Source organism: Cellulosimicrobium sp. Marseille-Q4280 (assembly GCF_943181405.1).
Taxonomy (GTDB): domain Bacteria; phylum Actinomycetota; class Actinomycetes; order Actinomycetales; family Cellulomonadaceae; genus Cellulosimicrobium.
In genome coordinates, this window is sequence record NZ_CALPBY010000008.1 from 188,081 (window position 1) to 201,122 (window position 13,042).

Consider the following 13,042-nt stretch of genomic DNA (forward strand, 5'->3'; position numbering starts at 1 on the left):
GACCCCCCGAGGACGCCCCTGTGCGCATCAAGCTCACCCTGCACCGCCCCGACTCGACGACGACGAACGTCGCGGTCACGGCCGACGCGACCGCGACCGTGCGCGACGTCGCCGAGGCGCTGTTCGCGGGCGACCCGACGCGCGCGGGGTCCGCCCTGCCCGAACGGCTCACGCTCCAGGTGACCGGGGCGCCGACCGCGAGCGGCGCGTCCGTCCAGGGCCGGGTCCTGTCGCCCACGAGCGACCTGATCGAAGCCGGGCTGCGCTCCGGCTCGACGGTCTCGATCGTGCGGGTCTCCGAGCAGTTCGACTCGCCCGGCCAGGACCGTGGCGCAGCGGTCGCCGTCCTGCGGGTCCTCGAAGGACCGGACGCCGGACGCGAGTTCCCCCTGCCGGTCGGGACGAGCTACGTCGGCCGCGACCGCAACATGGACATCCGGCTCTCGGACCCGCAGGTGTCGAAGCGGCACGCGCGCATCACCGTCGGCGAGTCGATCGAGATCACCGACACGAACTCGGCGAACGGCCTCGTCATGGGCGGTCAGCGCATGACCCGCTCCACGCTGACGTCGGCGGACACCGTCGCGATCGGCAGCACCGTGGTCTCCGTGGTGTCGCTGCACCGGTCGACGAGCCTCGCCCCGACGAGCCCCGTCGTCGAGTTCAACCGCTCGCCGCGCGTGGTCGCGCGCTTCCCCGAGCGCAAGCTGCGGGCACCGAAGCCCCCGCAGCCCCAGGACCCGACGCGCTTCCCGTACCTCGCGATGGTCGCGCCGCTCCTCATGGGCGTGATCCTCTACTCGGTGACGCAGAACATCCTGTCGATCGTGTTCATCGCCCTCAGCCCGATCCTCATGCTCGGCAACTACCTCGACCAGCGGGTGCAGGCCAAGCGCAAGTTCAAGGCCCAGGTCGAGCAGTTCCGGGCCTCGGTCGCCGCGATGCGCGACACCATCGACCGCACGCACGCCGTCGAGCGCGCCGTGCGGCTCACGGAGGCGCCCTCCGTCACGGACACCGTGGACGCGGTCCGTCGCCTGGGCGGGCTCCTGTGGACCCACCGGCCCGAGCACGAGGCGTTCCTCACCGTGCGGGTCGGGCTGGGGACCGCGCCGTCGCGCGCCCAGGTCGACCAGCAGAACGAGAACAACACGCTCCCCGAGTTCTGGAACGAGCTCGAGAAGCTCCACGCGCAGTGCGCGACGATCGACGGCGTGCCCGTCGTCGCGCGCCTGCGCACGGACGGCGCGCTGGGCATCGCTGGTGCCGGGGCGACGGCGGACGCCGTCGGCCGCGGGATCCTCGTGCAGCTCGCGGGGCTGCACTCGCCGTCCGAGCTCGTGCTCGCCGCGATCACGTCGCAGCGGTCGCGCGCCGACTGGGAGTGGCTCGAGTGGCTCCCGCACACCGGCTCGCCGCACAGCCCGCTCGGCGGCGGTGCGCACCTCGCCGACAACCCGGGCGCCGCCCTGTCGCTGCTGTCCCGGCTCGAGGACATCGTCGAGCTCCGCGGGGCAGACCTCGGTGCGCACGCCGAGCTGCGCGGGCCGATCGACCCCGAGGAGCCCCAGGACACCCCGCAGCCCGTCCTGCCGACCGTCGTCGTGCTCGTCGAGGACGACGCGCCGGTGGACCGCTCGCGCCTCACCCGGCTCGCCGAGCGCGGCGCTGACGCGGGAGTCCACCTCGTGTGGGTCGCGCCGTCGGTGGAGCAGCTGCCTGCGGCGTGCCGCACGTTCGTCCTCGTCGAGGAGAACGGCGCCGCGGCCGACGCACAGGGCGCGGGCCGGCCCGGGGCCGCCCAGGGCGCGACCACGGGGGAGGTGCGGGTCGGGCGCCTGTCGTTCCCCGTGACGTGCGAGACCGTCGACCTCGCGACGGCGCACGACGTCGCGCGCATCCTCGCGCCCGTCGTCGACGTCGGCGCGCCCGTCGACGACGACTCCGACCTCCCGCGCTCCGTCTCCTACCTGGCGCTGGCGGGCACGTCGCTCGCGGACGACCCGGGCATCCTCGTCGACGCGTGGCGCGAGAACGGGTCCCTGACCCCGCGCGACGGCTCGCCTCCCGTGCGTCGCCGCACCCCGACGAACCTGCGCGGCCTCGTCGGGCACTCGGGGACGGAGCCGCTCTACCTGGACCTGCGCACGCAAGGGCCCCACGCGCTCGTCGGCGGGACGACGGGTGCGGGCAAGTCGGAGTTCCTCCAGTCGTGGGTGCTCGGCATGGCGGCCGCGCACAGCCCGGACCGCGTGACGTTCCTGTTCGTCGACTACAAGGGCGGCGCGGCCTTCGCGGACTGCGTGAACCTGCCGCACACCGTGGGCCTCGTCACCGACCTGTCGCCGCACCTCGTGCGGCGCGCGCTGACGTCGCTGCGCGCGGAGCTGCGGTACCGCGAGCACCTGCTGAACCGCAAGAAGGCGAAGGACCTCGCGTCGCTCGAGCGCACCGGTGACCCCGACGCCCCGCCGAGCCTGCTCATCGTCGTCGACGAGTTCGCGGCGCTGGTCAACGAGGTCCCGGAGTTCGTCGACGGCGTCGTCGACGTCGCGCAGCGCGGTCGCTCGCTCGGCCTGCACCTCATCCTCGCGACGCAGCGGCCCGCGGGTGTCATCAAGGACAACCTGCGCGCCAACACCAACCTGCGCGTCGCGCTGCGCATGGCGGACGAGGACGACTCGACGGACATCCTCGGCATCCCGATGGCGGCGCACTTCGACCCGTCGATCCCGGGCCGCGGAGCCGTGAAGACGGGCCCCGGCCGCATCACCCCGTTCCAGACGGGGTACGCGGGCGGATGGACGTCCTCACGGCCCGAGCCGTCGCGCATCGACGTCCAGGAGATGTCGTTCGGCACGGGCATGCGCTGGGAGCTCCCGGAGCCGGACGTCGAGGACGACACGCAGGACCCCGGTCCCAACGACATCTCGCGCGTGGTCGCGACGATCTCGCGCGCCGCGGTGGAGGCGGCGGTCCCGGCGCCCCGCAAGCCGTGGCTCCCCGAGCTCGCGCGCACCTACGACCTCGCCCGGCTGCCGAACCCCCGTACCGACGCCATGCTCCTGCTCGGCGTCGAGGACGACCCGACCACGCAGACGCAGCCCACCGTGTTCTACGAGCCCGACCGTGACGGCAACATGGCGATCTACGGCACGGGCGGCTCCGGCAAGAGCGCGACGCTGCGCACCATCGCGGTGTCGGCCGCGATCACGGCGCGCGGCGGTCCCGTCCAGGTGTACGCGATCGACGCCGGCGCCAGCGGCCTGCGCATGCTCGAGGACCTGCCCCACGTGGGGGCGGTCGTCTCGGGCGACGACGAGGAACGGGTCCAGCGCGTGCTGCGCACGCTGCGCGACGTCGTGGACGAGCGCTCCGCGCGGTACGCCGCGGTGCGGGCGGGAGGCCTCGACGAGTACCGCCGGATCGCGGGCGTCCCCGACGAGCCGCGCATCCTGCTCCTCGTCGACGGGATCGGGGCGTTCCGCGACGCGTACGAGTTCCGCCCGTCGCACGCGTTCCCCGTGTGGGGCGCCTTCACGCAGATCGCGACGGACGGTCGCCAGGTGGGCGTGCACGTCGTCGTGACGGGCGACCGTGCGGCGTCCGTCCCGACGTCGCTCGGCTCGACGATCCAGAAGCGGCTCGTCCTGCGCCTCGCGAACGAGGACGACTACATGACGCTCGGCGTCCCGAAGGACGTCCTCACGCTGACCTCGCCCCCCGGCCGCGGCATCCTCGAGGAGAACGAGGTGCAGGTCGCGGTGCTCGGCGGCGACCCCAACGTCGCGCTCCAGGCCCGCGAGCTGGGCAGGCTCCGCGACGCGATGTCGCGCCTCGGCATCCCGCAGGCGCCCGGGGTCGACCGGCTGCCGGACAGCTTCACGCTGGACGCGCTGCCGGAGCTCACGGGGGACCGGCCCACGATCGGCCTCGACGACCTGGACATCGCTCCCGTGGCGCTCCCGGCCCGGGGCACCTTCATGCTGTCGGGACCGCCGGGGGGCGGGCGGACGACGGCGCTGGTCACCATCGCGCAGGCCGTGCGCCGTGCGCGCGCGGGCCGGGTGGTCTACCTCGCACCGCGACGCACGAGCATCTCCTCGCTCGACGCGTGGGACACGACCGCGACGTCCCCCGAGGACGTCGTGACGCTGCTCGGGAGCCTCACGGCCGCGCTCGAGGGCGGTTCGCTGCGCCCGGGGTCGCTGACCGTGCTCGTCGAGTCGGTCACGGAGTTCACGGGGACGCCCGCGGAGCAGCCGCTCGCGGCGTTCGTCCGGACGGCCGTGCGCGCGGAGCAGCTCGTGGTGGGCGAGTCGGAGTCGTCGACGTGGGGCCAGGCGTGGGCCATCGCCCAGCCGTTCAAGGCCGGCCGGTCGGGGCTGCTGCTGACGCCGGGCGACCTCGACGGGGACACGCTGCTCGGCACGGGCCTGGGACGGCTGCGCCGCGCCGACTTCCCGCCCGGTCGCGGCTTCCTCGTGGTCTCGGGGAGGGCGCGCAAGATGCACGTCGCGCTGCCCCGCTGAGGGCGCGGAGGCTCGAGCACACTTCCGGCACGGCGATGGGGAGGCCTCCCCATCGACGCCGTGCGGGGGCCGATGGTTGAGTAGGGCCATCGACAACGGGACGGCGTCCACGCAAGGTGGAGGCCGAGGACAGAAGGAGATGAACCATGGCTGGATACTGGGGCGCTAACGTCGAGGACCTCCGCGGGCTCGGTCAGACGCTGCAGCAGAAGGCGGACGAGATCCGGACCACGATGAACACGCTGAACACCCAGGTCCAGGGCGTGACGTGGGAGGGCCCCGACGCCCAGCAGTTCAAGGGCAGCGACTGGCCGGCCGCGCAGACGCAGCTCAACAACGTCTCGCAGATGCTCACCGAGGCGGGCCAGAAGGCTCAGCAGAACGCGCAGCAGCAGGAGCAGGCTTCGAACTCCTGATCCGCGAGCTCCACTGCGGTCCACCGAGGGCGCAGGATCCCGAGAGGGGTCCTGCGCCCTCGGCGTGTCGGGGGAGCCGGCGGTCTGCGAGACTGCTGACGCACCACCCCCGACGAGAGGCCCTGCCGCATGACCGAGCTGCGCTACCCGAGCGACGACTTCCCCGGGCCCGTGGGCGTCCGCGCGACCGCCCCGGAGGGCTGGGTGCCGCTGCCTCACGTCGCGCTCCCGCTCGCGCTCGGGCGGGAGGTGCCGGAGGGCGAGTTCAACCCGAACGTCATCGTCGTCGTCTCGCGCGTACGGGCCGACGCGACCCTCGAGGACGCGCACGCCGAGGTGCTGCGCAAGCTGCGCCCCCTGCCGAAGCTGCGCGAGCTCGGCAGCGGCGAGATCGAGGTGGACGGGCTCGCAGGCCGCTGGGTCGAGGCGTCGTTCAAGGGCGGGGGCGGGGTGGTGCTCGTCCAGTCGGTGCGGACCGTGGTCGTGCCGCGGGGGCCGGTCGCGGACGTCGTGCAGACGACGGGCACGTGCACGCTCGTGCAGCACCCGTGGGCCGGGGACGAGATCCGCGCGGTGCAGGAGAGCCTGAGCCTCGACCGCTGAGGACCGGTGACGAACCCGTGACGCCCGGTGACGGCATCGCGAGACCGTCACCGTTTACATTCGCCCGGATCACAAGACGCCCTATCCACCTGGCGAGACCGCTGGCACAGTAGGAGGATCGGGAGAGGGCTGAGTGAGGCTACCCTCACCCGGTCGTACAATCGAGGTGGTCTCCTGCGGTCGGTCAGCTCCGGACCGCCGTCCTGCGGCCGGGCACGAGCCCTGCTCACCCGACTGCGAGCCAGACCGAGCACCAGACCGAGCACCAGACTCCCGTCCTCCACCGGAAGGCACCCTGTCCTGTGAGCAGCATCCGTCCCCTGCGCGTCGCGATCGTCGGCGCGGGTCCCGCCGGGATCTATGCCGCGGACATCCTGTCCAAGACCGATCTCGACGTGAGCATCGACCTCTTCGAGCGACTGCCCGCACCGTTCGGGCTCGTGCGCTACGGCGTCGCGCCGGACCACCCGCGCATCAAGCAGATCATCGTCGCGCTCCACAAGGTGCTGAGCCGCGGCGACATCCGCCTGCTCGCGAACGTGGACTACGGCGTCGACCTGAAGCTCGACGACCTGCGGCAGTACTACGACGCCGTGATCTTCTCGACCGGCTCGATCCGCGACGCGGCGCTCCCGATCGAGGGCATCGACCTCCCCGAGTCCTACGGCGCCGCGGACTTCGTGTCCTGGTACGACGGGCACCCGGACGTCCCGCGCACGTGGCCCCTCGAGGCGCAGCAGGTCGCGGTGCTCGGCGCCGGCAACGTCGCGCTCGACGTCGCCCGTGTCCTCGCCAAGCACGCCGACGACCTGCTCCCCACCGAGATCCCGCAGAACGTCTACGACACGCTCAAGGCGTCGCCCGTGACGGACGTGCACGTGTTCGCCCGTCGTGGTCCCGCGCAGGCCAAGTTCTCGCCGCTCGAGCTGCGCGAGCTCGGTCACGTCCCCGACGTCGACGTCATCGTCTACCCGGAGGACTTCGAGTTCGACGAGGGCTCGATGGCCGCGATCAGCTCGTCGAACCAGACGAAGCAGGTCGTGAAGACCCTCACGGACTGGACGCTCAAGGACCCGAGCGAGCACACCGCGTCGCGCCGCCTGCACCTGCACTTCCTGCACGCCCCGGTCGCGATCCTCGGCGACGGCAAGGTCGAGGCGCTGCGCACCGAGCGGACGCAGCTCAACGGCGACGGCACCGTGTCGGGGACGGGCGAGTTCCACGAGTGGCCCGTCCAGGCCGTGTACCGCGCGGTCGGCTACTTCGGCTCTCCGCTCCCCGAGATCCCGTTCGACGAGCTCAAGGGCGTCATCCCGAACCGCGAGGGACGCGTCCTCGACATCGACGGCGAGCACCTGCCGGGCGTCTACGCGACCGGGTGGATCAAGCGCGGACCGGTCGGCCTCATCGGTCACACGAAGTCCGACGCGTCCGAGACGATCCGCCACCTCGTCGAGGACGTCACGGGCGTCGGCGACGACGTCGCTGCGGCCGACCTCGAGGCGGGGCGCGTCGCCCCGCTCGGCACGCCGGACGCCGTCGTCGAGTTCCTCGCGGAGCGCGGCGTCGACTACATCGAGTGGTCCGGCTGGGAGCTGCTCGACGCGTACGAGCGCGGCCTCGGCGAGCCGCACGGCCGTGAGCGCATCAAGGTCGTCCCACGCGAGGACATGATCCGCGTCGCGCGCGGCGAGTCGCAGGCCGGCTGACCGGCGCCACGCACCGTCACGACGGCGCCCTGCCCGCCCGGGTGGGGCGCCGTCGTCGTGCCGGGAGCCGGCCGGGTGACAGCGCGGGCGTCCAGCCCGGGCGGCGCGACGGGTGCCTCGGGAACGTGTCGGGACCGTGGCGCGTTCACCTGGTGGGCGGCGGCAGGACCGCCGCCCTGCGGGCGGCCCGGCACCACGGTGGGCCGCCCCGAGCGTGGAAGGAGCGCCCGTGGGACGACGCCAGCACTTCAACGGCCTGAAGACCGCCGCGCTGTTCGGGAGCATGTGGGTCGTCGTCCTCGGCCTGTGGGCCTTGTTCGGCGCCCGGGCCAACCTGCTCTGGATCTTCGTCGGGATCGGTCTCGTGACGACGTTCTACGGGTACTGGAACTCCGACAAGATCGCGATCCGGGCCATGCACGCCCGGCCCGTGAGCGAGCTCGAGCAGCCGACGATGTACCGCATCGTCCGCGAGCTCTCGACGGAGGCCCGCCAGCCGATGCCGCGCCTCTACGTCTCGCCCACGCAGGCGCCCAACGCGTTCGCCACCGGGCGCAACCCGAAGAACGCCGCGGTCTGCTGCACCGACGGCATCCTGCGGATCCTCGACGAGCGCGAGCTGCGCGGAGTCCTCGGGCACGAGCTCATGCACGTGTACAACCGCGACATCCTCACCTCGTCCGTCGCGGGTGCGCTCGCGGGGGTCATCACGTCCCTCGCGCAGTTCCTGCTGATCTTCGGCGGCGACCGCGACCGGGGCGGCAACCCGCTCGCCGCCCTCGCGATGGTCTTCCTGGCACCGATCGCGGCGATGCTCATCCGGATGGCGATCTCGCGCACGCGCGAGTACGACGCGGACGAGGACGGCGCGCGGCTCACGGGCGACCCGCTCGCGCTCGCGTCCGCGCTGCGCAAGCTCGACGCGGGGACGCAGCGTGCCCCGCTGCCGCAGAACCGAGACCTCGTCGACGTCTCGCACCTCATGATCGCGAACCCGTTCCGGGGCGCAGGCGTCGCGAAGATGTTCGCGACGCACCCCCCGATGACCGAGCGCATCAAGCGCCTCGAGGCGATGGCCGGGCACGGGCCGGGCTACGGCGGGATCACGTACCACTGACCCGGTCGGGCGGCACGCCGTTGTGTGACCTCCCTGCGTGACGCAGGAGCGTGACCTGCGAGCGTGACCTGCGAGCGTGACGTACCGGCTGCGTGACCCGGCTCACGACCCCGTCCGTGGGGGCGTCGCGGTGCCTACCGTGGACGAAGGCCCCGGTTCCCCGGGACCGTCGCCCGGACCTCCGGGCCGGGCGACCCTGGTGCACCGACGGAGGTCCCGCCATGCAGTGGAGTCATCGACGTCTCGCGACGAACGTCCTGGTCATCGGCACAGGAGGCGCCGGGCTGCGTGCCTCGATCGAGCTCGCCGAACGGGGGATCGACGTGCTGGCCGTGGGCAAGCGGCGCCGTCACGACGCCCACACGAGCCTCGCCGCGGGCGGCATCAACGCCGCGCTCGCCACGACGGACCCCGAGGACTCGTGGCAGCAGCACGCAGCGGACACGATCACCGAGTCGTACGGCCTCGCCGACCCTGAGGTGGTCGAGGTGGTCACGCGGGGCGCCGCGCGCGGCATCGAGGACCTCGAGCGCTGGGGCATGCCCTTCGCGCGCGACGCCGACGGCCGGATCAGCCAGCGGTTCTTCGGCGCGCACACGTACCGCCGCACGGCGTTCGCGGGCGACTACACCGGGCTCGAGATCCAGCGCACCCTGGTGCGGCGTGCCGGCGAGCTGCACGTCCCGGTCCTCGACACGGTCTACGTCACGCGGATCCTCACCGCGCACGGGCGGGTCTTCGGCGCGTACGGCTTCGACGTCACCGACGGGACGCGCGTGACGATCCACGCGGACGCGGTGATCCTCGCCGCCGGGGGACACACGCGCATCTGGCGGCGGACGTCCTCGCGCCGGGACGAGAACACCGGTGACTCGTGGCGCCTCGCGGTCCTCGCCGGCGCGCGGCTGCGCGACGCGGAGCTCGTCCAGTTCCACCCGTCGGGGATCCTGGAGCCCGAGGAGGCCGCCGGCACGCTCGTGTCGGAGGCAGCCCGTGGCGAGGGCGGGATCCTCCGCAACGCGCTGGGGGAGCGGTACATGGAGCGGTACGACCCGCAGCGCATGGAGCTCTCCACGCGCGACCGCGTCGCGCTCGCGGGGTACACCGAGATCTCCGAGGGACGGGGGACCCCGCACGGTGGCGTCTACCTCGACGTCTCGCACCTGCCGCGCGAGCAGGTGCTCGAGCGCCTTCCGCGGGTGTACCGGATGATGCTCGACCTCCAGATGCTCGACATCACGACGACGCCCATGGAGGTCGCGCCCACCGCGCACTACTCGATGGGCGGCGTCCGGGTCGCGGCGGCCGACCACGCCACGGAGGTCGACGGGCTGTACGTCATCGGCGAGGCGGCGAGCGGGCTGCACGGGGCGAACCGCCTCGGGGGGAACTCGCTGATCGAGCTGCTCGTCTACGGGCGGATCACGGGCGAGGCCGCGGCGGACTTCGCGACGGCGTCGGACGCGCCCCGGCGGGACGCGGGAGCGGTCGCCGAGGCCGCGCACGAGGTCGACCGCGCGCTCGGGCTCGGGACGCCCCTCGCCGCCGACGCCGCGCGCCAGGAGAGCGCCCGCCGCCTCCAGCGGGAGGTCCGCGACCTGATGTCGGCGCACGCCGGCGTCGTGCGGTCCGAGGACGGGCTGACGGAGGGCCTGCGACGGCTGGGGGAGGTGGAGGGTCGGTCCGGGGACGTCGTCGCGCACCCCGACATCGCCGGGTACGACGACCTCGCCCACGCGTTCGACCTCCAGGGGTCGCTGCTCGCGGCGCGGGCGACCCTGGAGTCCGCGCTGGTCCGGCGCGAGACGCGCGGTGCCCACAACCGGTCGGACCACCCGGAGACGGACCGGGCGCTGCGCGTCAACCTCGTCTGGTCGCCCGACCGCGGCGTGGAGGCGGAGCAGGTCCCGCCGGTCCCGGACGAGATCGCGTCACTGCGTCGCGACGACGACTCCGTGGCGGGCAAGCTCGTCGAGTAGCGCGTGCGCGACCCCGTCGTCGTCGTTCGCGGCGGTCACGTCGGTCGCCGCGGCCAGGACGTCGGGGTGGGCGTTCGCCACGGCGAACGAGCGTCCGGCCCAGCGCAGCATGGGCAGGTCGTTGGGCATGTCGCCGAAGGCCCAGACGTCCTGCGCAGGGATGCCGAGCCGGTCGCACCAGCGCGCGAGCGCGGCGTCCTTCGTGATGTCGGGCGCGAGGAGCTCGGCGAGACCCGCTGCGCCCGAGTAGGCGAGGTGGGCCCGGCCGCCGACCACCTCGCGCACCTGGGCGAAGAAGTGTTCCTGCGTCTCGTCCTGGTGCGACGTGACGACGACGGGCTGCGTCGCGGGCGCGTCGGGCGGGGGAGGGGCGGTGGACAGGCGCGCGAGCATCTTGCCCACCGGACGGGGCACCGTCGCGCCGGCGTCGGTGTCGTGCCCGCCCAGCGTCTCCTCGACCCGCCGGACGACCGTCGCGGCGCCCGCAGGGTCGGACGCGTCGTCCGCGGCGGACCGGAAGCCGGGGTCGAACGTCGGGCCGTCGACGCGCTCGAGCGCGAGCGCGACGTCGGGCAGGCCCGCGCGCAGGTCGGCGACGAGCTCGCGCGCCGCGACGTCGTCGAACCCGCAGACGTCGATCGCCTGCTCGGTCGCGAGGTCCCAGACGGCCGCCCCGCCGAGGCAGATCACGCGTCCGTGCCCGCCCACGACGTCGCGCAGCGGCGCGAGCCAGCGCGGCGGGCGGGCCGTCACGAAGACGATCTCGACGCCGGCCTCCTCCGCGGCGAGCAGGGCGTCGCGCGTGCGCTGCGACAGGCTCCCGTCGGAGCGCAGCAGCGTGCCGTCGAGGTCGGTGGCGACGAGCCGAGGCAGCCGGGCCGCGGTCTGGCGTGGGCCGCCCGACGGCGTGAGGTGCGGGCCGCCGTCGGGCACGGGCACCGCGACTACCGGTAGTTCGTGAACTGCAGCGCGACGTCGAGGTCGGCGGCCTTGAGCAGCGCGATGACGGTCTGCAGGTCGTCGCGCGACTTCGACGTCACCCGCACCTCGTCGCCGGTGATCTGCGTCTTGACGGCCTTGGGGGCCTCGTCCCGGATGATCTTGGTGATCTTCTTCGCGTTCTCGCTGGACAGACCCTCCTTGAGGGTCGCGGCGAGGCGGTACTCCTTGCCGGAGGGCTTGGGCTCCTTGTCACCCGTGTCGAGCGACTTGAGGGAGATGCCGCGCTTGATGAGCTTCGTCTCGAAGACGTCGAGGATCGCGAGGACGCGCTCGGCCGAGTTGGCGACCATGACGATGCTCTCGCCGCTCCACGCGATGGAGGCGCCGATGTTGCGGAAGTCGTACCGCTGCGCGACCTCCTTCGCGGCCTGGTTGAGCGCGTTGTCGACCTCCTGGCGGTCGACCTTGCTGACGATGTCGAACGACGAGTCGGCCATGGTGGCCCTCCCTCGGGGACGGGTGCGGGTGCTGGGTCCACCGTAGTCGAGTGCGCGCCGCCCCGACGGCCGTAGGCCGACCGGGGGCGACCCCTCGACGCGCCTCGCGGGTGCTCCCGGGCCGTCAGGCGCGAGCGGCCAGCCGGGTCGCCCGCGCGGCGTGCACACCGTCGACGGTGAGCACGACGAGCGCCAGCCACACGAGGACGAAGCCGGCCCACCGCGCGGGCGGCATGTGCTCGTGGAACACGAGGACGCCGCAGAGGAACTGCAGGACGGGCGCGAGGTACTGGAGCATGCCGACGAGCGACAGCGGGATGCGGCGCGCCGCGGACGAGAACAGCAGCAGCGGGACGGCGGTGACCAGGCCTGACGACGCGAGCAGGAGGGCGTGAGCGGGGTCGTCGGGGGAGAACGTGCCGTTGCCCGAGACGCCGAGCCACGCGAGGTAGGCGAGCGCGAGCGGCGCGATCGTCGTGGTCTCGGCGGCGAGACCGGGCAGCGCCTCGACGCTGCGCCCCACGCGGTTCTTCACGAGGCCGTAGAGCCCGAAGCTGAACGCTACGCCGAGGGCGATCCACGGCACGCGGCCGACGCCCACCGTGATGACGGCGACCGCGGCGGTGCCGATCGCGAGGGCGACCCACTGCGCCGGCCGCAGCCGCTCGCGCAGGACGACGACCGCGAGGAGCACGGTGACGAGCGGGTTGACGAAGTACCCCAGGGCGGCGTCGAGCACGTGGCCGGACAGCACGCCGTACACGTAGATCGTCCAGTTCGTGGCGACGAGCACGCCGGCGACGCCGAGCAGCGCGAGCGTGCGCGGGCTGCGCAGGACGCGCACGAACCGGCCGAGCTGTCGGGCGACGACGAGCAGCAGCACGCACACGACGAGGCTCCAGACCACGCGGTGCGCGATGATCTCGAGCGGGCTGGCGGGTTCCAGGAGCGGGAAGTAGAGCGGCATCGCGCCCCACAGGACGTAGGCGCTGGCACCGAACAGGACACCTCGGCGGTCGAGGGCGCCGGCGGCGGGTGCGGGATGCCGGTCGGGTCGTGCGGCGGTGTCGTCGAGGCCCGGCGTGCGTTCCGGTGTGGCAGGAGTGCGCTCCGGCGAGGGAGCAGGGTCGGTCACGAGACCACTCTAGGAGCCCGCCGCGGAGCGGATTTCGCACTGCGGCCGGACGGGCTGTATCGTTGGCTCGCCGCCATGGCCACCCCGCACGACGTTGCACGGGTCGGTCGTG

Annotated in this window: 9 protein-coding genes; 6 read left to right on the forward strand and 3 right to left on the reverse strand. The window is 73.3% G+C overall.

Going from position 1 to position 13,042, the window contains the following annotated elements:
• The first annotated feature begins 20 nt into the window (after positions 1 to 20).
• The 6 genes from NFS20_RS19675 (at position 21) to NFS20_RS19700 (ending at position 10,356) form a co-directional block, all read left to right on the forward strand.
• Positions 21 to 4,532, forward strand: a complete 4,512-nt coding sequence (locus NFS20_RS19675; protein WP_251153493.1) for a type VII secretion EssC family protein — start codon at positions 21 to 23, stop codon at positions 4,530 to 4,532.
• A 146-nt stretch (positions 4,533 to 4,678) separates the two neighbouring features.
• Positions 4,679 to 4,948 carry a hypothetical protein gene (locus NFS20_RS19680; RefSeq protein WP_251153494.1) on the forward strand — a complete coding sequence of 90 codons (270 nt, stop codon included), beginning with the start codon at positions 4,679 to 4,681 and terminating at the stop codon, positions 4,946 to 4,948.
• Between the two features lie 129 nt (positions 4,949 to 5,077).
• On the forward strand, positions 5,078 to 5,551 hold the full coding sequence (locus NFS20_RS19685; RefSeq protein ID WP_251153495.1) for an LpqN/LpqT family lipoprotein: 474 nt from the start codon (positions 5,078 to 5,080) through the stop codon (positions 5,549 to 5,551).
• A gap of 302 nt (positions 5,552 to 5,853) precedes the next feature.
• On the forward strand, positions 5,854 to 7,260 hold the full coding sequence (locus tag NFS20_RS19690; protein WP_251153496.1) for an FAD-dependent oxidoreductase: 1,407 nt from the start codon (positions 5,854 to 5,856) through the stop codon (positions 7,258 to 7,260).
• Between the two features lie 229 nt (positions 7,261 to 7,489).
• Complete coding sequence (gene htpX, locus NFS20_RS19695; protein ID WP_251153497.1) at positions 7,490 to 8,377, forward strand: zinc metalloprotease HtpX; 888 nt, start codon at positions 7,490 to 7,492, stop codon at positions 8,375 to 8,377.
• 221 nt (positions 8,378 to 8,598) lie between these two features.
• Entirely contained in the window at positions 8,599 to 10,356 is a 1,758-nt protein-coding gene (locus NFS20_RS19700) for an L-aspartate oxidase (protein WP_251153498.1), read from the forward strand.
• Here the strand turns inward: NFS20_RS19700 and NFS20_RS19705 are convergent.
• From NFS20_RS19705 to rarD, 3 genes are all read right to left on the reverse strand, one after another.
• Positions 10,309 to 11,295, reverse strand: coding sequence for an HAD family hydrolase (locus NFS20_RS19705; protein ID WP_353050490.1), 987 nt, complete (start codon positions 11,293 to 11,295; stop codon positions 10,309 to 10,311). The genes NFS20_RS19700 and NFS20_RS19705 overlap by 48 nt on opposite strands.
• A 5-nt stretch (positions 11,296 to 11,300) precedes the next feature.
• Positions 11,301 to 11,795, reverse strand: a complete 495-nt coding sequence (locus NFS20_RS19710; RefSeq protein WP_251153499.1) for a YajQ family cyclic di-GMP-binding protein — start codon at positions 11,793 to 11,795, stop codon at positions 11,301 to 11,303.
• 124 nt (positions 11,796 to 11,919) lie between these two features.
• Entirely contained in the window at positions 11,920 to 12,930 is a 1,011-nt protein-coding gene (gene rarD / locus NFS20_RS19715) for an EamA family transporter RarD (protein WP_502800844.1), read from the reverse strand.
• Positions 12,931 to 13,042 lie beyond the last annotated feature (112 nt).

What these genes read in the sequence shown, in the direction of transcription:
- NFS20_RS19680 (WP_251153494.1), top strand. Translation starts at nt 4,679, where the DNA reads ATGGCTGGATACTGGGGCGCTAACGTCGAGGACCTCCGCGGGCTCGGT.
- NFS20_RS19685 (WP_251153495.1), top strand. Translation starts at nt 5,078, where the DNA reads ATGACCGAGCTGCGCTACCCGAGCGACGACTTCCCCGGGCCCGTGGGC.
- NFS20_RS19700 (WP_251153498.1), top strand. Translation starts at nt 8,599, where the DNA reads ATGCAGTGGAGTCATCGACGTCTCGCGACGAACGTCCTGGTCATCGGC.
- NFS20_RS19710 (WP_251153499.1), bottom strand. Translation starts at nt 11,795, where the DNA reads ATGGCCGACTCGTCGTTCGACATCGTCAGCAAGGTCGACCGCCAGGAG.